Annotated in this window: 24 protein-coding genes and 2 tRNA genes; 13 read left to right on the forward strand and 13 right to left on the reverse strand. The window is 30.8% G+C overall.

Annotated elements, in window-relative coordinates; all coding sequences use genetic code 11:
- Window positions 1-863: 863 nt before the first annotated feature.
- Window positions 864-937, reverse strand: a tRNA-Arg gene (locus tag IEW41_RS13970).
- Between the two features lie 85 nt (window positions 938-1,022).
- Here IEW41_RS13970 and IEW41_RS13975 point away from each other — a divergent pair.
- The 5 genes from IEW41_RS13975 (at window position 1,023) to IEW41_RS13995 (ending at window position 4,979) form a co-directional block, all read left to right on the forward strand.
- Window positions 1,023-1,658 (forward strand): Crp/Fnr family transcriptional regulator, encoded by a 636-nt coding sequence (locus IEW41_RS13975; RefSeq protein WP_188607002.1) that lies wholly within the window; start codon window positions 1,023-1,025, stop codon window positions 1,656-1,658.
- Between the two features lie 63 nt (window positions 1,659-1,721).
- Window positions 1,722-2,279, forward strand: a complete 558-nt coding sequence (locus IEW41_RS13980; RefSeq protein WP_188607003.1) for a YeeE/YedE family protein — start codon at window positions 1,722-1,724, stop codon at window positions 2,277-2,279.
- 12 nt (window positions 2,280-2,291) lie between these two features.
- Window positions 2,292-2,705, forward strand: a complete 414-nt coding sequence (locus IEW41_RS13985) for a DUF6691 family protein (protein ID WP_188607004.1) — start codon at window positions 2,292-2,294, stop codon at window positions 2,703-2,705.
- Complete coding sequence (locus tag IEW41_RS13990; protein ID WP_188607005.1) at window positions 2,706-3,503, forward strand: sulfite exporter TauE/SafE family protein; 798 nt, start codon at window positions 2,706-2,708, stop codon at window positions 3,501-3,503. It begins immediately after the preceding gene.
- 69 nt (window positions 3,504-3,572) lie between these two features.
- Entirely contained in the window at window positions 3,573-4,979 is a 1,407-nt protein-coding gene (locus IEW41_RS13995; protein ID WP_188607006.1) for an MBL fold metallo-hydrolase, read from the forward strand.
- Between the two features lie 56 nt (window positions 4,980-5,035).
- On the opposite strand, the gene IEW41_RS14000 is transcribed toward IEW41_RS13995, so the two are convergent.
- Genes IEW41_RS14000 through IEW41_RS14025 form a run of 6 tightly spaced genes read right to left on the reverse strand, consistent with a single transcriptional unit; the run spans window position 5,036 to window position 9,640 of the window.
- On the reverse strand, window positions 5,036-5,311 hold the full coding sequence (locus IEW41_RS14000) for an ATP-dependent Clp protease adaptor ClpS (RefSeq protein ID WP_188607007.1): 276 nt from the start codon (window positions 5,309-5,311) through the stop codon (window positions 5,036-5,038).
- Between the two features lie 15 nt (window positions 5,312-5,326).
- Window positions 5,327-6,163 carry a 50S ribosomal protein L11 methyltransferase gene (prmA, locus tag IEW41_RS14005; RefSeq protein WP_188607008.1) on the reverse strand — a complete coding sequence of 279 codons (837 nt, stop codon included), beginning with the start codon at window positions 6,161-6,163 and terminating at the stop codon, window positions 5,327-5,329.
- Window positions 6,164-6,166: 3 nt separating this feature from the next.
- Complete coding sequence (gene tpiA, locus IEW41_RS14010; RefSeq protein WP_188607009.1) at window positions 6,167-6,916, reverse strand: triose-phosphate isomerase; 750 nt, start codon at window positions 6,914-6,916, stop codon at window positions 6,167-6,169.
- Between the two features lie 4 nt (window positions 6,917-6,920).
- Window positions 6,921-7,997, reverse strand: a complete 1,077-nt coding sequence (locus IEW41_RS14015) for an ABC transporter permease (RefSeq protein ID WP_188607010.1) — start codon at window positions 7,995-7,997, stop codon at window positions 6,921-6,923.
- A 4-nt stretch (window positions 7,998-8,001) separates the two neighbouring features.
- Window positions 8,002-9,096 carry a BT_3928 family protein gene (locus tag IEW41_RS14020; RefSeq protein ID WP_188607011.1) on the reverse strand — a complete coding sequence of 365 codons (1,095 nt, stop codon included), beginning with the start codon at window positions 9,094-9,096 and terminating at the stop codon, window positions 8,002-8,004.
- Between the two features lies 1 nt (window position 9,097).
- Window positions 9,098-9,640, reverse strand: a complete 543-nt coding sequence (locus tag IEW41_RS14025) for a DUF1599 domain-containing protein (protein ID WP_188607012.1) — start codon at window positions 9,638-9,640, stop codon at window positions 9,098-9,100.
- 114 nt (window positions 9,641-9,754) lie between these two features.
- On the opposite strand from IEW41_RS14025, the gene folP reads away from it, so the two are divergent.
- The 4 genes from folP to IEW41_RS14045 are packed head-to-tail and all read left to right on the forward strand — an operon-like array spanning window position 9,755 to window position 12,881.
- Entirely contained in the window at window positions 9,755-10,576 is an 822-nt protein-coding gene (folP, locus tag IEW41_RS14030; RefSeq protein WP_188607013.1) for a dihydropteroate synthase, read from the forward strand.
- A gap of 1 nt (window position 10,577) precedes the next feature.
- Window positions 10,578-11,267 carry a hypothetical protein gene (locus tag IEW41_RS14035; RefSeq protein ID WP_188607014.1) on the forward strand — a complete coding sequence of 230 codons (690 nt, stop codon included), beginning with the start codon at window positions 10,578-10,580 and terminating at the stop codon, window positions 11,265-11,267.
- 34 nt (window positions 11,268-11,301) lie between these two features.
- On the forward strand, window positions 11,302-12,084 hold the full coding sequence (locus IEW41_RS14040; protein ID WP_188607015.1) for a diadenylate cyclase: 783 nt from the start codon (window positions 11,302-11,304) through the stop codon (window positions 12,082-12,084).
- Window positions 12,084-12,881, forward strand: a complete 798-nt coding sequence (locus IEW41_RS14045; protein WP_188607016.1) for a DUF3667 domain-containing protein — start codon at window positions 12,084-12,086, stop codon at window positions 12,879-12,881. Before IEW41_RS14040 ends, IEW41_RS14045 begins: the two co-directional genes overlap by 1 nt.
- A 34-nt stretch (window positions 12,882-12,915) precedes the next feature.
- Here IEW41_RS14045 and IEW41_RS14050 read toward each other — a convergent pair whose 3' ends face one another.
- Complete coding sequence (locus tag IEW41_RS14050; RefSeq protein WP_188607017.1) at window positions 12,916-14,682, reverse strand: ABC transporter ATP-binding protein; 1,767 nt, start codon at window positions 14,680-14,682, stop codon at window positions 12,916-12,918.
- Window positions 14,672-15,433 carry a tRNA pseudouridine(38-40) synthase TruA gene (gene truA / locus IEW41_RS14055; protein ID WP_188607018.1) on the reverse strand — a complete coding sequence of 254 codons (762 nt, stop codon included), beginning with the start codon at window positions 15,431-15,433 and terminating at the stop codon, window positions 14,672-14,674. Before truA ends, IEW41_RS14050 begins: the two co-directional genes overlap by 11 nt.
- 105 nt (window positions 15,434-15,538) lie before the next feature.
- On the opposite strand from truA, the gene IEW41_RS14060 reads away from it, so the two are divergent.
- Window positions 15,539-16,030 carry a metallophosphoesterase family protein gene (locus tag IEW41_RS14060; RefSeq protein ID WP_188607019.1) on the forward strand — a complete coding sequence of 164 codons (492 nt, stop codon included), beginning with the start codon at window positions 15,539-15,541 and terminating at the stop codon, window positions 16,028-16,030.
- A gap of 57 nt (window positions 16,031-16,087) precedes the next feature.
- Here IEW41_RS14060 and IEW41_RS14065 read toward each other — a convergent pair whose 3' ends face one another.
- On the reverse strand, window positions 16,088-16,498 hold the full coding sequence (locus IEW41_RS14065; protein WP_188607020.1) for a DUF4293 domain-containing protein: 411 nt from the start codon (window positions 16,496-16,498) through the stop codon (window positions 16,088-16,090).
- 231 nt (window positions 16,499-16,729) lie between these two features.
- Between IEW41_RS14065 and rho the strand changes: the two genes are divergently transcribed.
- A complete protein-coding gene (rho, locus tag IEW41_RS14070; protein ID WP_188607021.1) occupies window positions 16,730-18,406 on the forward strand; it encodes a transcription termination factor Rho in 1,677 nt (558 codons plus the stop codon).
- A gap of 138 nt (window positions 18,407-18,544) precedes the next feature.
- Here the strand turns inward: rho and rpsT are convergent, their stop codons facing one another.
- From rpsT to proS, 3 genes are all read right to left on the reverse strand, one after another.
- Window positions 18,545-18,796: a 30S ribosomal protein S20 gene (rpsT, locus tag IEW41_RS14075; protein WP_188607022.1), complete on the reverse strand. Its 252-nt coding sequence runs from the start codon at window positions 18,794-18,796 to the stop codon at window positions 18,545-18,547.
- A 26-nt stretch (window positions 18,797-18,822) separates the two neighbouring features.
- Window positions 18,823-18,894: transfer RNA gene (locus tag IEW41_RS14080), tRNA-Glu, on the reverse strand.
- A 144-nt stretch (window positions 18,895-19,038) separates the two neighbouring features.
- Complete coding sequence (proS, locus tag IEW41_RS14085; RefSeq protein WP_188607023.1) at window positions 19,039-20,517, reverse strand: proline--tRNA ligase; 1,479 nt, start codon at window positions 20,515-20,517, stop codon at window positions 19,039-19,041.
- A 100-nt stretch (window positions 20,518-20,617) separates the two neighbouring features.
- Between proS and IEW41_RS14090 the strand changes: the two genes are divergently transcribed.
- Together IEW41_RS14090 and IEW41_RS14095 are read left to right on the forward strand one after the other, a co-directional pair.
- Window positions 20,618-21,646, forward strand: coding sequence for a hypothetical protein (locus IEW41_RS14090; protein WP_188607024.1), 1,029 nt, complete (start codon window positions 20,618-20,620; stop codon window positions 21,644-21,646).
- Between the two features lie 35 nt (window positions 21,647-21,681).
- A complete protein-coding gene (locus tag IEW41_RS14095; RefSeq protein ID WP_188607025.1) occupies window positions 21,682-23,199 on the forward strand; it encodes an OmpP1/FadL family transporter in 1,518 nt (505 codons plus the stop codon).
- Window positions 23,200-23,441 lie beyond the last annotated feature (242 nt).

The raw sequence follows: 23,441 nt of genomic DNA on the forward strand, positions 1-23,441 counted from the left end.
ATCATCATTTTTCATGTCTTTAATGAATTTAACAGTAAAAAATAAATAGACTATTACATGAATATACCATAAAGAAAAATTAAATATTATGCTATGTAGGCTGTACTTTGAAAATATTTGATAGTCACTAAATTTAAAACTATTCAAAAAAGTAATAGTCTCCTCACGGAATAATAATGAAGACATACTAATATAAATAACTATAGCTGGAATAAAATGTAGGAATACCTTTGGGAATATTGTATTAAATATATCAGCTCGAAAATGAGACCTCACATATAAATACAAAATTGGCCCATATAGATAGAGTACTAAATATTCTATACCATATAAATACCAAAACTTAATAAGCAATCCTTGAAGATAAAGTAAGTACCATGTCAAATCAATAATAAAAACTATGAATAGGCAAATTGTAAACTTAGTTGTTAGAGATTTGTCTTTTTTTGACAAGAGTAATAAAAGGATAAAAATTCCTTGAACAATACCAATAGTCGCTATTACACTTATAAGGCTCAATAAAATGCAGTTTTAATTTGCTTAAAATTAGAAAATATATAACATGTAGATTCTTAAAAAAAGTTAAATTAATTTAATTACATACATAAACTAAACTTAATAAAGTTTAAAAATAGAATAGTATATCAATTCAAGTTCATATGATTTTGGAAAAGTAATTATAACTAAATATTTTACTTTCTATAAGTTGCAATTTGATAATATCTCTTATAAATAACTTATTTTATCAAATTTACATTATTTATACTATCTTATTTCTCAGATAATTGATGGTCACAAATTGGTCACAAATAAAACTAAAGAATCCTAACTAATTGATTTATCAATTGTTAGGATTCAATATGTGACCTCGACAGGATTCAAACCTGTAACCTCTTGAGCCGTAATCAAGTGCGCTATTCAGTTGCGCCACGAGGCCTTTTAAAGTGGGTGCAAATATAATACTTTTATTAAAATACTACCAAACAATTTATTTCAAAATTGTAAATGATTATTTTTGAAGTATGATACAAAAAGAACTTCTTCACCAATTTGATTATCTATTTGACGAGTTTATCATCAATAACATATCGCAATATGGTACTATAAAACAGTTTAAAGCCAACGATATTATTATGGATATTGGTCAAGAACTTAAGTTTATTCCTCTTTTAATAGATGGAAATATAAAAATTTTAAGAGAAGATGATAATGGTAACGAATTACTTATTTATGTTTTAGAAACTGGTGACACATGTGCAATGTCGCTAACTTGTTGCATGGCAAAAGCTAAAAGTAAAATAAGAGCAGTTGCTGATAAAGATTCTAAACTTATTATGATTCCTGTTGAGAAAATGACAGAGTGGTTTCATACAAATGAAAGTTGGCGTAATTTTATTCTTCAAAGTTATCAGGTTCGATTTAATGAAATGCTTGAAACTATTGACACTCTGGCATTTATGAAAATGGATGAACGACTTTATAAATATCTCATTGACACTGTAAAGCTTAATGCTTCAAAAACAATTTCAAAAACGCATCAAGATATTGCTCATGATTTAAACACATCTAGAGTTGTAGTATCTAGACTTTTAAAGCAGTTAGAAAATGATAAGAAAATTGAATTAAGCAGAAATAAAATAACAGTTTTAGACTTTTAAGTAACATTTATCACATATCACTAAAAAAAGACCAATTACATTTGCACTTTATTTAAAAACACTATGGAATACATTTTACAACCTTGGCCTTGGTATATTTCAGGCCCTTTAATTGCATTCATCATGTTCATCCTTATTTATCTAGGAAAAACATTTGGAATGTCTTCAAACTTAAGAACATTTTGCACCATTGCTGGAGCTGGAAAAAAAACAGAATTTTTCAATTTCGATTGGAAGTCTCAAAAATGGAACTTAACTGTTGTGTTAGGCGCTGTAATTGGTGGTTATATTGCACATTTTTGGTTATCAAACCCAGTAGATATAGCCCTAAACCCAAACACTGTTGAGCAATTATCGCAGTTAGGTTTTGATAATGCAGGCAAATCATTGTTACCACCAGAACTATTTAGTTGGGATGCAGTTTTTAGCCTTAAAGGGTTATTAATTCTTATAATAGGAGGTTTTTTAGTAGGCTTCGGAACACGATACGCTGGAGGTTGTACATCTGGTCATGCCATTACTGGATTAAGTAGTTTACAAATTCCGTCACTAATTGCTGTAATAGGCTTCTTTATAGGTGGATTAATTATGGTGCATCTTTTATTTCCATTAATTTTCTAAAAAAACAATAGGATGAAATATTTAAAATTTTTAATAGTAGGAATTATTTTCGGAATTATTCTTGTTAAATCTGAGGCAGTATCATGGTACAGAATTTATGAAATGTTCATGTTTGAATCTTTTCATATGTATGGTATTATTGGAACTGCTGTTGGTACTGGAATCATATTGTTACTAATTACAAAAAAACTTAAACTTAAGAATACAGAAGGGTCTTTAATGAGTGTGCCTCCAAAAGACAGAGGCTTAGTGCGTTATTTATTAGGAGGGTCAATATTTGGATTAGGATGGGCTTTATCTGGTGCTTGCCCAGGACCAATGTATATATTAGTAGGAACAGGCGTTTTCTCTATGCTTATAGTTATTTTAGCAGCTATAATTGGCACCTATTTTTATGGTGTAATTAAAGATAAATTACCACATTAAATGGATATAACTCAACTTTTAGGATATGTTGGTGCTTTTGTTGTAGGTCTAGTTTTAGGGCTTTCAGGTGGAGGTGGATCTATAATTACTGTCCCTGTTATGGTGTACCTAATTGGTATTAATCCAGTTACAGCAACGGCTTATTCTTTATTTGTAGTTGGAAGCACTTCAGCAATTGGAGCATTTCAAAACTTCAAAAAACAATTAGTTGATATTAAAACAGCTGTTATTTTTGCAATTCCTGCATTTACAGTTGTATATTTTACAAGACGTTATTTAGTACCAGCAATTCCAGAAACAGTTTTTACCATTTACGATTTTGAAGTAACAAAGGACATTTTTATTATGACATTTTTTGCCATCATTATGTTCTTGGCTTCAATATCTATGATTCGTTCAAAACGCGATATTGCAAATACTAATTCTAATTCAACAATTAATATCCCTTTTCTTATCATTATTGGAATTGGTGTAGGATTGTTAACAGGCATTGTTGGCGCTGGTGGAGGGTTTTTAATTATTCCTGCTTTGGTATTATTGGCTAAGCTACCAATGAAAAAAGCTATTGGCACCTCATTATTTATTATTGCTGCTAATTCGCTAATAGGCTTTACTGGCGATTTACAAAGTAGAACTATTGACTGGTCATTTTTACTAGTGTTTACTGCAATTTCTATTATAGGAATTATTGTTGGTGTATATTCATCAAAATTTATTAGCGGTACAAAATTAAAAAGAGGCTTTGGTTGGTTTACACTTATTGTTGCTTTTTACATTATATACCGAGAACTATTATAGACAAATGTGACAAAAGTCACAAAACAAAATTTAAAGGTTTTGTATCTTTGAATAATTAAATTTTAACTTATGAAAATAGAACAAATATATACAGGATGTTTAGCACAAGGTGCTTACTACATCGAATCTAATGGTGAAGTTGCTATAATAGATCCACTTCGAGAAATTCAACCATATATTGACAAAGCAGCATCAGAAAATGCAAAAATAAAATATGTTTTTGAAACTCACTTTCATGCAGATTTTGTTTCAGGACATATTGATTTAGCTAAAAAAAGTGGTGCAACAATAGTTTACGGACCAGGAGCAGAAACAACTTATGATATTCATTCAGCAAAAGATAATGAAGAATTTAAAATAGGTAATATCACTATAAAAGCATTACACACACCAGGCCATACTTTAGAATCTACAACATATTTATTGATAGATGAAAAAGGTAAAAATCACGCGATTTTTTCAGGAGACACTTTGTTTTTAGGTGATGTTGGGCGTCCAGATTTAGCAATAAAATCTGATTTAACAAAAGAAGATTTAGCTGCAATGCTTTACGATTCTCTTCGCAATAAAATAATGACACTAGCTGATGATGTAATTGTATATCCAGCTCATGGTGCAGGCTCTGCTTGTGGTAAAAATTTAAGCAAAGAAACTGTTGGTACTATTGGAGATCAAAAGAAAACGAATTATGCATTACGTGCTGATATGACCAAACAAGAATTTGTAAAAGAAGTATTAGATGGCATGCCTCCACCACCTCAATATTTTGCTAAAAATGCAATGCTTAACAAAACAGGTTATGATGCTTTTGAAGAAGTATTAAAAACTGGAAATGTAGCTCTAAATCCTGAAAACTTTGAAGCTATGGCTAACCATGAAGAAGCAATGGTTTTAGATGTTAGACCTCAAAGTGATTACATAAAAGGGCATATTCCAAATTCAATATTTATTGGTCTTAATGGACAATTTGCACCTTGGGTTGGAGCATTAATTACAGATTTAAAACAGCCTATTATTTTGGTTACACCTGAAGGAAAGAGTGAAGAAGCTGTAACGCGTTTATCTCGTGTTGGCTATGATAACACTTTAGGATATTTAGAAGGAGGTATTGAGGCTTGGAAAGCTGCTGGTAAAGATGTAGAAACTTTAGAATCTATTTCTGCAGAAGAATTTGCTAATAGAGTAAAAACTCAAAACGTAAATATATTAGATGTTCGTAAAGATGGAGAATATCAATCTTCACATATAGAAGATGCACAACATTTTGCTTTAGATTATATAAATCAGAATATGAATCAGGTAGACAAAAACAAAACCTATCATATACATTGTGCTGGTGGTTATCGTTCTGTGATTGCTGCTTCAATTCTAAAAGCAAGGGGTTATAAAAATCTAGTTGATGTTGAAGGTGGTTTTGGTGCTATTAAAAATACCGATTTGCCTCTAACTGATTTTGTATGTCCATCAACACTATAATTTATTAATCTTACTATAAATAAAAAACCTCACAATGTTTGTGAGGTTTTTTATATTTAAACTATTTCAGCGCTTAAACCAGCTTCTAAAAGCATGGAGCAACGAGGCTCTAAATCATCATAAGGGCCAGTTTTTACAGTACATTTTCCTTTATAATGCACAATTATAGAACATTGTTCGGCTTGTTCTGGAGTATGGTCACAAGCGTATATGAGAGTATCAATAACGTGATCAAAAGTATTTACATCATCATTATATAATACAATTTCGTTCTGTTTTAAGACGTCTTCATCAAGAAGTACCTCTTCTGATGTTTTTTCTCTGGTACTCATTAACATAAGTTTATACTAATTTACAAATTTTAGGGCAACCCAATGGTTTTTTTCTAATGTCTCAACGTGTTTTAAGCCATGTTTATTACATTCTTCTTCTATAATCGGAATATCATCATTGTAAAAACCACTTAAAAATAATACGCCATTTGTATTTAAACATTTAACATAAGTAGCCATATCATTCAATAAAATATTTCTATTGATATTAGCAATTATAATATCATAATGTTTGTTTTTTAGAGCACTTGCATCACCTTCAATAACAGTAATATTTTTACAATTATTTCGCTCAACATTTTCTAAACTATTAAGGTAACACCAATTATCATAATCAATAGCATCTAAAGAATTAGCTCCTTTCATTTCTGCTAAAATAGCTAATACTCCTGTTCCGCAACCCATATCTAAAACTGATTTATTGTTAAAATCATTTTTTAAAATATGCTGAATCATCATATGTGTTGTTTCATGGTGTCCTGTACCGAAACTCATTTTTGGTTCTATGATTATATCATATTTAGTATCTGGTTTTGGGTGAAAAGGTGCTCGAACAGAACATACATCGTCAACTATAATAGGATTAAAATTCTTTTCCCATTCTTCATTCCAATTGGTTTGCTCAATCTCTTCAAAGGTGTATGAAATATTAAACTCGTCAGATTTTAAAATATCAATATCTTCAAGTATTTTATCATTCCATTCTTCTTTTTGAATATAAGCCGTTACACCTTCTTCAGTTTCTACAAAGCTCTCAAAACCTGCGTAACCGAGCTCTGCAATTAAAATTTCAACTGCTGGTTGTAAAGGTTCAACCTTAAAATAATATCCTATATAAATAATGTTTGACATAACTTAAAACGCATTAACAATTTCATAAAAATCTTTCGCATTTAATGCTGCACCACCAATAAGACCTCCATCAACATCTGGTTTAGAGAAAATTTCTTTCGCATTACTTGGTTTTACACTTCCACCATATAAAATTGATATACTTTGAGCCACTTGGTCATTATACTTGTTTTTTATAGTTTCTCTAATAAAAGCATGCATATCTTGAGCTTGCTCAGGACTTGCTGTTTCTCCTGTGCCTATTGCCCAAACTGGCTCATAGGCTAAAATTATGTGTTTTAGGGCAGAAGCATTTAGATGAAAAAGCGCATTTTTAATTTGGCTTTCAACTACTTTTTCGTGATTTCCAGATTTTCTATCTGATAACTCTTCTCCAAAGCAAAAAATAACTCGCATTTCGTTATCTAAAGCTGCATTCACTTTTTTAGCTAATAATTCATCGGTTTCATTAAAATAAGCACGACGCTCACTATGACCTAAAATGACAGTAGCAACTCCAACACTTTTTAGCATACTCGCACTTACTTCTCCAGTATAAGCTCCAGATTCAGCAAAATGCATATTTTGGGCAATAACTTCTATACTGCTTTGCCTTAATGCTTCAAAAGCTGGCCAAAGATTAGTAAAAGTTGGAGCAATCATAACTTCTGCGTTAGATGTTTGATGCTGTTTTTTTAAATCTGTGATTAAAGCCTCTGTTTGCGCTAAATCATTATTCATTTTCCAGTTTCCTGCGACTATTTGTGTTCTCATAAGCTTATTCTAATTTTATCTTTGGATCGAGCCAAGCATAAATGACATCTACAAAAATATTGATAATTATAAATATTAAGGCAATTATTAATACAGCTCCCATTATTACTGGTAAATCTAGTGTATTCAAGGCATTAACGATTTCTTTTCCAAGTCCATTCCAACCAAAAATATACTCAACAAAAACGGCTCCAGCTAGCATTGATGCAAACCATCCTGAAATTGCTGTCACTACAGGATTTAAAGCATTTTTTACAGCATGTCGTTTTATAATTTGAAATTCACTCAATCCTTTTGCTCTAGCTGTGCGAATGTAATCTTGATTAAATACTTCTAATAAAGAATTACGCATTAATTGGATTACTACTGCTAATGGTCTAATTCCTAAAACTATTGCTGGAAGTATTAAATTTTTCCATTTAATATTTACTTTTTCGCCAAAATCATCTAATTCATATAAGCTACCTGTCATTTCGAGATTTGTATATTTATGAAGCACGAATCCAAAAAACCAAGCAAACAAAATAGCACTAAAAAATGAAGGCACACTCATACCAAGTGTACTCAAAACTTGTATAACTTTATCGAGCCATCTGTCTTTAAACAATGCGGAAACAATACCTAAACAAATACCTATAAAGATTGCAATTAAAATTGCTGAAACAGCCAAAACAAAAGTATTTGGCAACGTTTCTCCTATAACTTGCGACACTTTTTTTCCTTGTTTTGTAAACGATTCTCTTAAATATGGAAACTTTAAAACTGTGGTAGTACTGCCTATTGTAAATAACTTAGCAGCCGAGTATTTATTAACTCTTAAAAACGTATAGTCTTTTGCATTTGTTGAATGAAATGAAACAGGTGACAAATCATTCAAATAATAAAAATATTGCGTACTAATAGGTTTATCGAATCCGTATTTTTGTTTAACAATAGCTAACTGATTACTGTCTTCGTTTTGTCCTAGCATCATTTGTGCAGGATCGCCTGGTAAAACATTAAATAAAAAGAAAATGACTGTAACTACTCCAAATAATGTGAGTAACGCGTAAAAAGCTTTATTTAAAAGATATTTTATCAAATAATTAGAGTTCTAAATCATCTATATCATTCCAATGTGATTTTTGCTTCACAGTCCCTTTATTCAATAAAAGCACTCCAGGATTGGCACGCACCATTGTTTTAATCACTTTTTCATCACACAAATAAAAATCAAAACTAAAATTATATTGTGACTTTATATAGGCTTTTGCATCACCTCCTGATGAAGTTAAACCAATAACTGTCCATCCTTTTTTGATGGCTTTATCAGAAAATGCTTTTAATTTAGCAACACCTTCTTTTTCAGCTTTTGTTAAATCATACATTGCTATAATCATCAATTTATTTTCTGCCAAAAAGTGCTGTGTCATATCTTCTTCGTCAGATTCTATCGAAAAATCCTGAATTGGTGGCACATAACCTTCGTCAATTACTTTAGAATCAACACTAATATAATCTCCATCAACTGTTGGATAACTTCCATTGGTAGTTATAATTTTTTCTTCACCATTAATTTTAAACTTCCAATTATACTCAACTATTGGTTTTTGAGCATCATCAGGAATTATCATCTGTTCTTCTATATTATTTCCAATTTTATAAGCTCTAAAATCTACTGTTGGTAAATGCATTAGTACATGATAGCCAAACCATAAACAGAAAATGAAACTCAATAGGGCAATGATGGTTGTTGGCAGTTTGTTAAATAGTGGTTTGATGTGTTTGATTCTAAAAAACAGAATAAGTATTAAAACCAAGAGAATTACATCTTTAGTAAAACTCTCCCAAGGTGTTAATTTTAAGGCATCACCAAAACAACCACAATCTTTTACTTTGTCAAAATAAGCTGAATAGAAGGTTAGGAAAGTAAAAAACACTATCATTCCTAACAAACTCCAAACTGTAAATTTTGGTTTATATCCTATGAGTAAAAAGACACCTAAAACAACTTCAAAAACTACTACAAAAACAGAAATACCTAGCGCATAAGGTTCTAAAAATGGAAGATTTAAAACATCTGCACCAAAATATTCTTGCAATTTATAAGAAAACCCAAGAGGGTCGTTAAGTTTAATTAACCCAGAAATAATGAATAAAACTCCAACAAATATTCTGCAAATTGTAACTAGTATTTTCATGTTATTTTTTTTCGTTTAAGTGAATTAAGGCAAAAACAGCATAATTAATCATATCTTGATAATTAGCATCTATACCTTCACTCACAATGGTTTTTCCTTTATTATCCTCTATTTGTTTTACACGTAATAACTTTTGTAAAATTAAATCTGTTAATGAACTCACTCGCATATCTCTCCAAGCCTCACCATAGTCGTGGTTTTTATCCATCATTAACTGTTTTGTTAAAGCAATTTTCTCATCATAAAGATTTGTAGCTTCATCTACTGACAAATCTGGTTGCTCAACAACTCCTTTTTCTAATTGAATAAGCGCCATTGTGCAATAATTAATGATTCCTATAAACTCACTAACTTCTCCTTCGTCTACTTTACGAACACTATTTTGTTGCAAACTACGAATACGCTGTGCTTTAATAAATATTTGGTCAGTTAATGAAGGTAATCTTAAAATTCGCCAAGCACTACCATAATCACTCATTTTATTTATAAAAAGGCTTCTGCATGTATCAATAACCGCATCGTATTGTTTTGAAGTATCTTGCATTTAAAACATTTAATTTTGCGTAAATTTCGCTTAAATAGTTTAAAGTTCAAAGTTTCGGGTTTAAAGTTTTAGATTTGAAATTTGTAATACTAATATTTGAATTTTTCAGAGTTTATGACAATTAACTGTAAAGGACAACTCATCGACCTTACAACTCCAAAAGTGATGGGGATTATAAATCTCACTCCAGATTCATTTTATGATGGAGGTAGGTATAAAGACGAGCATACTGTTTTAAAGCATGTAGAAAAAATGCTTACTGAAGGAGCAACATTTATTGATATTGGTGCCTATAGTTCGCGTCCTAATGCAGAACATATTTCTGAAAATGAAGAATTACAACGTATTCTTCCAATTATAAGCCTGATTTTAAAGGAGCTTCCAAACGTTTTATTATCTATCGACACATTTAGAAGCAACATTGCAAAACAATGTATTGAAGCAGGAGCCTGTATGATAAATGATATTTCTTCTGGCAAATTAGATGAGCAAATGCTACAAACCGTTGCCGATTTGCACGTGCCTTACATTATGATGCACATGAAAGGAACTCCACAAAATATGCAACAATTATCACAATATGAGAATTTGGTAAAAGAGGTTTTATTTTATTTTTCTGAGCGTATTGCAGCAACTCGTGCATTAGGAATTGTAGATATAATTGTTGATCCTGGCTTTGGATTTGCAAAAACAATAGCACAAAATTATGAGCTTTTGAGTAATTTTGAGCAATTAAAAATGTTAGAATTGCCTTTACTTGCTGGAGTATCTCGAAAATCGATGATTTACAAAACTTTAGAAAACTCTTCAGAAAATGCTCTTAATGGCACAACTGTTTTAAACACTATTGCTTTACAAAAAGGTGCTTCAATATTACGTGTGCATGATGTAAAAGAAGCTGTAGAGTGTGTGAAATTAATGCAACAATTAAATTAAAATGAAATACTATTATATCCTTGTTATACTTTTTTGTTTTTCATGTGGAAAAGAAAAATCGATTCAATTGCCAGAAATTAGTAAATCTAACATTCATGATATAAAAGATGTGTCACCTGCATATCTATTTTACGATGAAAGTGAAAAAGACAGTATTGAACTTAACAGAAAAAACCTAATTAGTACAACAAATTGGCTTGTTAATGTTGATAAACGATTAACTTTAAAACAGGCAATACCATCAATCATAAAGCTTCAAGAAAAGAAACGAGATGCTAAAATGCACAAAAATGAAGCCGCTAAAAATTACTTTACCTGTAATGATAAAAGTGTGAAAAATTTAGGTTTTATTGAATTTACAGATGTTATTTATCATAATGGTATTGACAAGAGTATTGTTGAACATCATTCTATTTACGATTTAACTTCAACAAGTGAATTAAGCCATACAATTAGTCTGCTGTTTAAAGAAAATGATTCTATATCAATCAATTCAGAATTAACAACTAAAGCGCATTTTTTAGAACGTTTACGATTTATGGATTCTGTACAAAACAAAATGATGGGACTCATTTATTTAAAATTTAATGAAAATCTAACTTTTCAAGACTATATAACTTTTAAATCTATGCTATTAGAGTTAAAACTAAAACATTCGGTTATAGCAAACGATGAGTATATTTTTAATTGATATATTTTGCTAAATTTACAAAAACAGCATAGCATTGGATAAATTTAATTTTTGGGATTTTGGAGTCATCGATTTTATCGATGTCTTTTTAGTTGCTATTCTTCTGTATTATATCTACAAACTCATAAAAGGAACTGTAGCTATTAATATTTTTATTGGTATCATCATTATATTTTTAGCCTGGAAACTTACCGTTTTTTTAAAAATGGGCTTGTTAAGTCAGATTTTTAGTGGCTTTATGGATGTTGGTATTATTGCTCTTATTGTTGTTTTTCAGCCAGAAATACGCAAATTTTTGCTCATGGTAGGCTCTACAAACTTGAGTAGTAAACGCAAATTTTTAAGTCAATTAAAGTTCTTAAAAACCGAAGAACAAAATCAAACAGATATAGATTGCATTATAGCTGCTTGTACCAAAATGGGTTCTACAAAAACTGGTGCTTTAATAGTTTTAGAGCGCAGTAATAATCTTGATTTTTTAACTGGAACTGGTGACGAAATGAATATTGGTGTTACCCAACCAATAATTGAAAGTATATTTTTTAAAAACAGTCCTTTACATGATGGCGCAATTGTTATTGAAAACAATATTGTAAAAGCAACTCGTGTTATCCTTCCTGTTAATAACGAAAAAAATATTCCTCAACGTTTTGGTTTGCGCCACAGAGCTGCAGTTGGAATAACTGAAAAAACTGATGCACTCGCTATAGTTGTAAGTGAAGAAACTGGTCAAATTTCTTATATAAAAAATGGTGAGTTTGTGATGTTTAAAGATACTATTGAACTTTCTGAACTTGTTAAAAAAGATTTAGCATAATGGAGTGTAAAAATTGTCAATCTACCCTTAATGGACAACAAAAATTTTGTTCAGAATGTGGTGAAAAAATCACAGCTAACAGATTAACAATAAAATCTATTTTAAGCTTATTTTTATCTCAGTTCTTGAGTTACGATAACAAATTTGTTAAAACTGTTATAGACTTAACTATAAAACCTGACATTGTTATAAATAATTATATCAATGGGTTTAGAAAAAAATACGTAAACGTTATTGGTTATTTAGGATTGTCACTAACCATTATCGGTCTTCAGTTTTTTGTGTTAAGACGCTTTTTTCCAGAATTATTGAAAGCCGATAATGCTTTTGGTAGCCAAATGCCTCAAGAAAACCTTAATGTAATTGATTTTCAATCATTAATGGACAGCTTTTATGAATACCAAGGGTTGCTAACTGTATTGTTTATTCCAATATATGCACTTGTATCTTGGACACTTTATTTAAATTCTAAAAAATATAATTTAGCAGAACATTTTGTAATTAATATTTATACAAATGCTCATTTTTTCCTTTTTTGGTTTATAGTAGTTATACTCACAATACCTTTTGGAATAAATTATAATCTTTTTTCACAATTTGCTATTATTCCAATGATTGGTTATATGACATTAGTGTTTTATAAATTATATGATTTTAGTATTTGGAACACGCTTTTAAGAGTCGTATTATATTACTTCATAGCATTCATTATAATGATGGTAATAATGGTTATTGTTGGCGTTCTGTATGGTGTGTATTTAGCTGCTACTGGAAAAATAACTCCGCAAACTATGTAGAGATAAATTGCAATTCTAAAAAAAGTTCAAGAAACTATACTGTTTCAGTTTTCATAAACTGTACTTCATAAAGATTTTTGTAGTAACCATCTTTCTTTTTAAGTAATTCATTGTGTGTACCTTGCTCAACTATTTGTCCAGCTTCCATCACAATAATATTATCAGCTTTCTGTATTGTTGCTAATCTGTGAGCAATAACTATAGATGTTCTTCCATTAGTTATTTTATCTGTAGCTTGTTGAATTAACTGTTCAGAATACGAATCGACAGACGATGTAGCTTCATCTAAAACCAGAATACTTGGGTTAGTAACATACGCTCTTAAAAAAGATATTAGTTGACGCTGCCCAGAAGACAGCATTACGCCTCTTTCTTTTACGTTGTAATGATATCCGTTTGGTAAACTCATAATAAAATCATGAATACCTATCTCCTTAGCCGCTTTTTGAACTTGTGCCTCTGTAATATCAGGATTATTAAGAGTTATATTATTAAGAATTGTATCTGCAAACAAAAATACATCTTGCAAAACAACTGCTATTTGGTTTCGTAGCGATGTAAGTGTAACATCTTTTATATCTAAATTATCTACTGTTATTCTACCTTTTTGGATATCATAAAAACGATTCAGTAAATTAATAATGGTTGATTTTCCTGCTCCAGTAGCTCCAACAATTGCTATTGTTTGACCAGATTTAACATTAAAGGAAATTCCTTTAAGCACTTCTTCATCATCAACATAAGAAAAGTGTACTTTTTCAAAACTAATATCCCCTTTAAATTGTGATGCTACTATAGTGCCAGCATCATCAATTTGAGATGTAGTATCTAATACAGCAAAAACTCTATTGGCTGCTACCATTCCCATTTGAAGAGTATTAAATTTATTTGCAATCTGGTTTAATGGTCTAAATAGCATAGGCACCATCATAATAAATGCGGTTAAATCTCCTATCGATGTGGTTTGATCTACTACAACGTTTAAACCTCCATACCAAACTACTAATCCTAATGTAATAGATGATAAAAACTCTGCTATAGGAAAGAAAATTGAATTATACCAAACGGTTTTAAGCCATCCTTTTTTATGACGTTCATTAATTTCTTTAAAGTTTTTATATTCTGTTTCTTCACGAGTAAATAGTTGTAAAATTTTCATTCCTGTTACTCGTTCTTGAACAAACGAATTGAGGTTAGACACCTCTGTTCTAACATCTTCAAAAGCTATCTTCATATACTTCTGAAAAATTTTAGTAGCATATAATATTATTGGTAGCGTAGTAAATACTATTAAACTTAATTTCCAATTTAAGTAAAACATTACACCTCCTATAGCAATCATTTTTAAAATATCACTAAAAATCATGAAAAGTCCGTCACTAAAAATATCAGCAATACGTTCCATGTCAGTAACGGCTCGTGTAACTAAAATTCCAACAGATGAATTGTCATAATACTTCATCTTAAAGCTTAACATATGCTTAAATAGCTTTACACGAATATCTTTTACAACAGTTAGTCCTAGCCAGCTTGCATAGTATATAAATAACAATTGACAAATAACTTCTAACACCAATAATAACACCATAATAGCTATGTAAAACATAAACCCATTATAGTCATGTACTGCTATTTTTGTATCAATAGCTACTTGCACAACTTTTGGACGTATCGCTCCAAAAACTGCTAACCCAATAACAAAAAACAGTGTACTATAAAACACCAACTTATAAGGTCTTATATATTGCAATAGACGCTTAAAAAGCGTTACGTTATACACTTTTGTTACTTTACTTGCCATTTATAGTATTTAGTTTAATAGACTCTGGATATACCACTTTTGTTAAATACAAACCATGTGCAGATACCGAAAATCCAGCTTCACTCCTACTTTTAGATTTTATTATTGTGTGCAATTCTTCAATTTCAATTTTACCTAGACCAATATTAATCATCGTTCCAACTATAGCTCTAACCATGTTTCTTAAAAAACGATCTGCGGTAATTACAAAAGTTAATTCATCATTTTCAACTTTCCAATATGCTTCTTTAATATCACAATGATACGTTTTTACATCTGTATTAACTTTAGAAAAGCATTGAAAATCTTTATACTGTAATAAGATTTCACAAGCTTTGTTCATTTTTTCAACATCTAAATGCTGAAGCATTCTATAAGCGTAATCAAACGTAAATGCATTTTTTCTGTTAGAAACCCTATAATTATATGTCCTGCTTGTAGCATTAAAACGTGCATGAGCATTGGGTTTTACTAAAAATATGTCGTGAATTGCAATATCTTCAGGCAAAAAAGAATTTAAACGGTAAATTAATGTATCAATATCTAACTCTCCATTAAAATCAAAATGAGCAAACATTTGTGATGCATGTACACCTGCATCTGTCCTACCTGCACCAACTATTGCTGTTTTGGTTTTAAACATTTTAGATAATGCTTCTTCTAAAACTTGCTGTACAGAAATTGCATTAGGCTGATACTGCCAACCATGATATGCTTTTCCGTTATATGATAATTCGATAAAATATCTCAAGTGAATGCTCTATTTTTGTAAGCAACAAAGATAGAATTTTAATGTCTTTGTAAATTTGAATTTAAAGTTAAATAAATTAAGATTTCCATATATGTGGAAAAAGTTATGAAAAAAATCCTTCTACTTTCTGATACTCACAGTTATATAGATGATGACATTTTAAAATATGTTAAGCAAGCAGACGAAGTGTGGCACGCAGGAGATATAGGAGATTTAAGCGTAACAGATTCTATAAAAAAAATAAAACCTTTACGTGCTGTTTTTGGCAATATAGATGATAATAAAGCAAGAGTTGAATTTCCAGAACATAATCGATTTATGTGCGAAGACGTAGATGTGCTCATTACTCATATTGGTGGCTATCCTGGAAAATATAATGTAAGAATTAGAGATATTATTTATGAAAAACCACCTAAATTATTTATTTGTGGTCATTCACATATTTTAAAAGTAATGCCAGATAAAAAATTAAATTTACTTCATATGAATCCAGGTGCAGTTGGAAAACATGGATTTCAGCAAGTAAGAACTATGCTACGTTTTACAATTGATGGAAAAAAAATTGAAAATCTAGAAGTCATTGAGTTTAAAAAATAAAAAAACCCAAGATCTTCACCTTGGGTTTACGCACTAATAAAATTAAGTTAATAGGGTTTATCGTAATCTATCGACAGATTTTACAAGATCTTCATCCTTTTTTATGGCCTTATTGGCTAACACCAAAAATACGATAGAAAAAATAGGAATAAAAATCCCAACACCTTTCTCAGAAATATGACTTTCTCCAGGCGTGATTAGTAATTGATACACAAATAATCCTAATAAAATAAAGTTTAATATTATATTAAGTCTGTTCATTACAAACTGAGACTTTCTGTTTTTATAACCAAATAACGAAATTAAAGACAATGCTGCTGACCCTAAAAACATTGCAAAATAAGATACGTTATCTTTTGCATAAACTAATACATCTGTATCTGTAATCCATAAATGAAATACAAAAATTAATCCTCCTGACAGCACAGCAGCAATTAATAAATAAACAGTTTGTATACGTTGTAACATCTAATTTTTTAAATTATCAGCACAAAACTAATAGTTTCTTTTTAAAAGTTATACTTAATTTTAAAATAAAATTGTATTATTGCATATATAATGTGTTACTCAAACCGTTACATATTATAAAATCTTCAGATTTTCTTGGTTTTACCCTCATCTTTCAGTTTTATTTTGAAAAGTTTAGACTAAACCAATTTCAATTATTAAAAAAATATTTACCCAATACAATACACATAGATGTTTGAAATTTCGCAATTAAAAGAAAAAAAGCTTTCTGACTTACAAGAAATAGCTCAACAATTGAATGTACCTAAATACCGTACACTTAAAAAATTAGAATTAGTATATCAAATACTAGATGTTCAGGCAGCAAATCCAGCTGCAGTAAAAACAGAAAAATTACAAGAAGTAGCTCCAAAAAAGGAAGAAGTTTCAAGACCAAAACCAAATAAAAAGAGAGAGCGAATTCAAAAACCCGCACCTTCTAATAAGGAACAACAAAAAATGGAATTTTCAGATTCTAAATCAGACTCAAAGCCTGCAACTAAACCTGAGCAGACTGACAGCCCACAACAAAAGAGAGACGCAGCTCCACAACATAAACAAAAAGACAGCGATAAAAAACCTATTCATTCTAAAGATAAACCAAACAAGCCTAACCCTCGTCCAAAAGACAACTCAAATAAGCCAAACCCACGCCAAAAAGAGACTAATGGAAACACACATAGTGGCTCTAATGGTAATTCAAATAATGGTAATAAAGACAATCGTAACCGTTATAGAGAGCCAGACTTTGAGTTTGATGCTATAATTCAGAGTGAAGGAGTATTAGATATAATGCAAGATGGTTATGGATTTTTACGTTCATCAGATTATAACTATTTATCATCACCTGATGATATTTACGTTTCACAATCTCAAATACGTTTATTTGGATTAAAAACAGGTGATACTGTATTAGGTCATGTACGTCCTCCAAAAGAAGGCGAGAAATATTTCCCTTTAATTAAAGTAAGTAAAATAAATGGGCAAAGTCCAGATGTAGTTAGAGACAGGGTGTCTTTTGAACATTTAACACCATTATTCCCACAAGAGAAATTTAATATTGCAGAAAAACAAAGCACTATTTCTACTAGAATTATGGATTTGTTTTCTCCGATAGGAAAAGGCCAACGTGGTATGATAGTGTCTCAACCAAAAACTGGTAAAACTATGCTTTTAAAGGATGTTGCAAATGCAATTGCAGCTAATCATCCTGAAGTTTATCAAATGATTTTATTAATTGATGAGCGTCCTGAAGAGGTTACAGACATGCAACGTAATGTACGCGGAGAAGTTATTGCCTCAACTTTTGATAAGGAAGCACATGAACACGTTAAAATTGCAAATATCGTCTTAGAAAAAGCAAAACGCCTTGTTGAGTGCGGACATGACGTAGTTATCTTATTAGATTCTATTACTCGTTTAGCAAGAGCCTATAATACTGTTCAGCCTGCTTCTGGTAAAATATTAAGTGGTGGTGTTGATGCTAACGCTTTACACAAACCAAAACGTTTCTTTGGTGCTGCTCGTAATATAGAAAATGGAGGCTCTCTAACTATTATAGCTACAGCTTTAACAGAGACTGGATCTAAAATGGATGAAGTTATCTTTGAAGAATTTAAAGGAACTGGTAATATGGAGCTACAGTTAGATAGAAAAATATCTAATCGTAGAATATTCCCTGCAATTGATTTAACTTCTTCAAGTACTCGTAGAGATGATTTGTTGTTAGATGATAACACAATTCAAAGAATGTGGGTAATGCGCAAGTATCTTGCAGATATGAACCCTGTTGAAGCAATGGAGTTTATTAATGATAGATTTAAAAAGACTAGAAACAATGAAGAGTTTTTAGTATCAATGAATGGTTAACATTCATTGATTAATAAATAAAAAAGCCCTTGAACAAAATTCAAGGGCTTTTTTATATTCTTTTTTAGTAGTAAAATATGGTAACAAAAAAAGTCTATTCAAAAGAATAGACTTTTAATAATTTCTCTTTTTTTAATACTATAAAGTAGCAATAAATTTTGTCAACCCAGATTTTAGGTTAGCCGCTTTATTAGCATGAATAATGTTCTTCTTAGCTAATTTATCAATCATTCCAGCAACAGTTGGGAATAATTCTTGAGCTTCCTTAGCATTTTCCATTTCACGTAATCTCTTGATAGCATTACGAGTTGTTTTATGCTGATATCTATTAGTTAAACGCTTTGCTTCGTTACTTCTAATTCTTTTTAATGCTGACTTATGATTTGCCATTTTGTTTTTTTACTTATTAAAAAATGTAGCCCGTAGGGGAATCGAACCCCTCTTACCAGGATGAAAACCTGGCGTCCTAGCCGATAGACGAACGGGCCATTTGAGTTATTTATTGTATAAGATTATAATTTTTATAACTGTAATCTCATATTTCAAATGAACGTGCAATTCTTCATTGCGGATGCAAAAATACAACTATTTTTAAATGTTGCAACACCTAATCAATTTTTTTTCAAAAAAAATTAATATGCCTTGGCAAACAACACCCTTCCTGATGATGGATTACCAGTAAACACGCAGCTTCCAGTCTCTTTTTCTCCATTTAAAGGTATGCAACGAATTGTAGCTTTGGTTAATTCTTTTATTTTTTGTTCAGTCTCAGATGTTCCATCCCAATGTGCTGAAATAAAGCCTGTTTTAGTTTCTAATACCTTTTTAAACTCTTCAAAATTATTAACTTCAGTAATATGTGTATTTCTAAAATCAAGGGCTTTTTTAAATAAACTTTCTTGTATTTCTGTCATTAAACCTTTAGCAATTGTTGCCACCTTATTTAAATCAACAATCTCTTTAGTTAAAGTATCTCTTCTAGCTAGTTCAACCGTTTTATTTTCTAAATCTTTTGGTCCAATTGCAATTCTTAACGGAACACCTTGCAATTCATGTTGTGCAAACTTAGCTCCTGGTCTATGTGTAGTCCTGTTATCAAACTTACAACTAACTCCTAAAGCCTTTAATTCGTTCTTAATAGTATTTGCAACTTCAGAAATTGTTTCTAATTGTTCATCATTTTTATAAATTGGAACAATAACCACTTGTATTGGTGCTAAATTTGGAGGCAGTACTAACCCATTATCATCACTATGTGTCATAATTAAAGCTCCCATCAATCGTGTTGAAACTCCCCAAGATGTTGCCCAAACATAATCTAATTTACCTTCATTGTTAGTGAATTTTACATCGAATGCTTTTGCAAAATTTTGACCTAAAAAATGAGATGTTCCAGCTTGTAATGCTTTACCGTCTTGCATAAGTGCTTCTATGCAATAGGTCTCAACAGCTCCAGCAAAGCGTTCGCTCTCTGTTTTTACTCCTTGAATAACTGGAATAGCCATAAAACTCTCAGCAAACTCAGCATAAACGTTATTCATTTGTTCTGCTTCAGCTATAGCTTCGGCTTTTGTTGCATGAGCAGTATGTCCTTCTTGCCATAAAAACTCAGCAGTACGCAAAAATAAACGTGTACGCATTTCCCATCGAACAACATTTGCCCATTGATTAATTAATATTGGTAAGTCTCTATAACTTTGAATCCAGTTTTTATACGTGCTCCAAATAATAGCCTCACTAGTTGGCCTAACTACTAGCTCCTCTTCTAACTTAGCTTCAGGATCAACTCTCAGCTTTCCTGGATTATCAGGATCATTTTGAAGCCTGTAATGAGTCACAACTGCACACTCTTTTGCGAAGCCTTCAGCATTTTTTTCTTCTGCTTCAAACAAACTTTTAGGTACAAATAATGGAAAATAAGCATTTTGATGACCTGTTTCTTTAAACATTTTATCTAATTCTGCTTGCATTTTTTCCCAAATGGCGTATCCATATGGTTTAATTACCATACATCCTCTTACAGCTGAATTCTCAGCTAAATCAGCCTTTACAACCAATTCGTTATACCATTTTGAATAATCTTCGGCTCTACTTGTGAGATTTTTGCTCATTGTCAGTATTTTGGCACAAATATTGTGCTTATGTTAAATATAAAAATAGTTCAGCAAAACTAACTATTTTTGTAATGTTCAACAATAAAAATATATAGATATGCAATTTAAAACTTACTTACAATCGAAATTGCCATTTTTTGTTGCACTAAGCTTTGCTTTTGTATTAGCTTCTTGTGGATCATACCAATATGTTGGTTATGATAATGATGGTATTTATAATACTTCTGATAATGTATATGCAGAAGAAAGTGCATACGAAGATGCTACCAAAGTAGACAACAATAGTTATTACAAAAATTATTTCGCCGAAAAATCTCAACAATATGAGAACATTTCACAAGAGGAGAATGTTATTTTTACAAATATTGATGATTATGAAGGTGGTTATGATGATGAAAACGAAATCATTGAATACAATAGCGGATATGCAGGTTGGGGACAAAACAATGATAATGTAACTATTAATGTATATAGTAATAATTGGGGTTGGAATTATTGGGGCTGGAATAATTGGAGATGGAATAGACCTTACGGATTTTATAATGGTTGGGGCTGGAATAATTGGGGCTGGAACTATGGCGTAGGTTTTTATGATCCTTTCTGGTGTCCTCCATATTACGGTGGTATTTATGCAGGTAATTTTTATAATCCTTATTATGGATATAACAATTACGGTTATTATGGTAATAATCGCTACTATAACAGAAATGTAGCTTATAATTCTGGTAGACGCGGTAGTATAACTTCTTCAAATGTCAATAGAAGCACTTCTAGAAGAAGCAATGTCATTAATTCGTCTAATTCTAGCAATACAAGGTTTAATTCACCTAGAAGAACATCAAATTCTTCTATAAACTCTACTAATTCTAATACAAGAACTAGGAGTAATAATACTAGAGTGAGATCAAATAACAATTCAGTTAGCCCTTCAAATTCAGGAACTAGAAGCAATAATACTAGGGTTAGTACTCCTAGAAGGAGCTCTTCTAATTCATCTTCTGTTCGAAGCTCATCTAGTACAAGATCTTCTTCACCTAGTGTAAGAAGCTCATCTGGTAGTTCAAGATCATCTTCTGGTGGAAGCAGCAGAAGTTCAGGAGGATCTTCAAGAAGAGGAAATAATTAAGATTGCTATATCTTTCAAAAACAAAAAAAATACATATGAAAAAGTTAAGTTTACTAGTCATAGGTGTACTATCTATGTCTAATTTAGTGGCACAAGACATTTCTGATGCCGTAAGATATTCTTTAGATGAAATACAAGGTTCTGCTAGATTTAGAAGTATGAGTGGCGCCTTCGGTGCTCTTGGTGGAGATATGTCTGCTGTAAGTATTAACCCAGCGGGTTCTTCAATTTTTAATGAAAGTCATGCCTCCATATCATTATCAAACTTTAATGTAAATAATGATGTTAATTATTTTAATGGATTTAGTTCATCATCAAATTCCAATATAGATTTAAATCAAACTGGTGCTGCATTCGTTTTCAGAAATACAAATCAAAACTCACCTTGGAGAAAATTTGTTATTAGTGTTGCATACGATAAAGTATCTGATTTTGATAACGATTGGTTTGCATCTGGAACAAATACAAATTCAATAGATAGTTATTTTTTAGCTTATGCTCAAGGGTTAAGATTAGATGAAATATCTGCTTTACCAGGAGAAAGCTTATCAGATGCTTATTCAGAAATTGGTTCATTTTATGGGTTTGGAAATCAACAAGCATTTTTAGGCTATGAGTCTTATATTTTAGAACCAGACAGTGATACTGATGATAATACTACCTATTTTTCGAATATAGCTCCTGGAAATTTTGATCAAGAATACTCATATGCAGCTAGAGGTTATAATGGAAAATTTGCGTTTAATATATCGTCTCAGTTTAAAGACAACTTATATATTGGTTTAAACCTTAATTCACACTTTATAAATTACGAAAAATCTACATTTCTAAAAGAGACAAATTCAAATGCTGGAAGTATTGTAAACGAAGTAAGATTTCAAAACAATCTTGCAACAACTGGTTCTGGATTTTCATTTCAGCTTGGTGCAATAGCTAAACTTAGCGAAGAGTTTAGAGTTGGATTAACATACAACTCTCCTACTTGGTACACTATTGCCGAAGAAACAACACAGTATTTAGCTACTGTTAGAGATGATGCTGGAACAAATGTAACTCAAATTATAGACCCTTTTGTTGTTAATATTTTTCCTGAGTATAAATTACAAACTCCTGGAAAATTAACTGGAAGTTTAGCCTATGTTTTTGGCGAACAAGGTTTAATAAGTTTTGACTATTCTCGTAAAGATTATGGAAGCACTAAATTTAAACCAACTTCTGATCCATATTTTGCATCACAGAATAATTTTATGAGTGATAATCTAAAGATTGCTTCAACTTATAGACTTGGTGGCGAATATCGATACAAACAATTAAGTTTTAGAGGTGGATACCGCATGGAAGAGAGCCCTTATAAAAACGATTCTTTTTATGGTGACTTAAAAGGCTTTTCTTTAGGTTTAGGTTATAACTTTGGAAACACTAAATTAGATTTAGCTTTTGATCAATCTGACAGAAATGTAAATAACCAATTATATAGTGTTGGACTTACTGATGCCGCTTCAATTGATACAAAAAACACCAATGTTACTTTATCACTTGCTTTTACTCTATAAAAAAAAGATATAATTAAGAAAGGCACATCTTGTTAGATGTGCCTTTTTGTATATAATAAACACACTTAAAAAGTATATATATAGCATCTAATAAAAAAGTGCTGAGTTTATCAGCACTTTTTTATTCATTCAACTTAAATACCTTTTATCTTTTCAGGGTAAAATGGGCTTTAAATTGTTTACGTTCTCCTGTGTTAGGTTCATCATATTCTACAGTAAACCAGTAATCACTTGTTGGTAAT

The organism is Aquaticitalea lipolytica, assembly GCF_014641635.1.
Taxonomy (GTDB): Bacteria; Bacteroidota; Bacteroidia; order Flavobacteriales; family Flavobacteriaceae; genus Aquaticitalea; species Aquaticitalea lipolytica.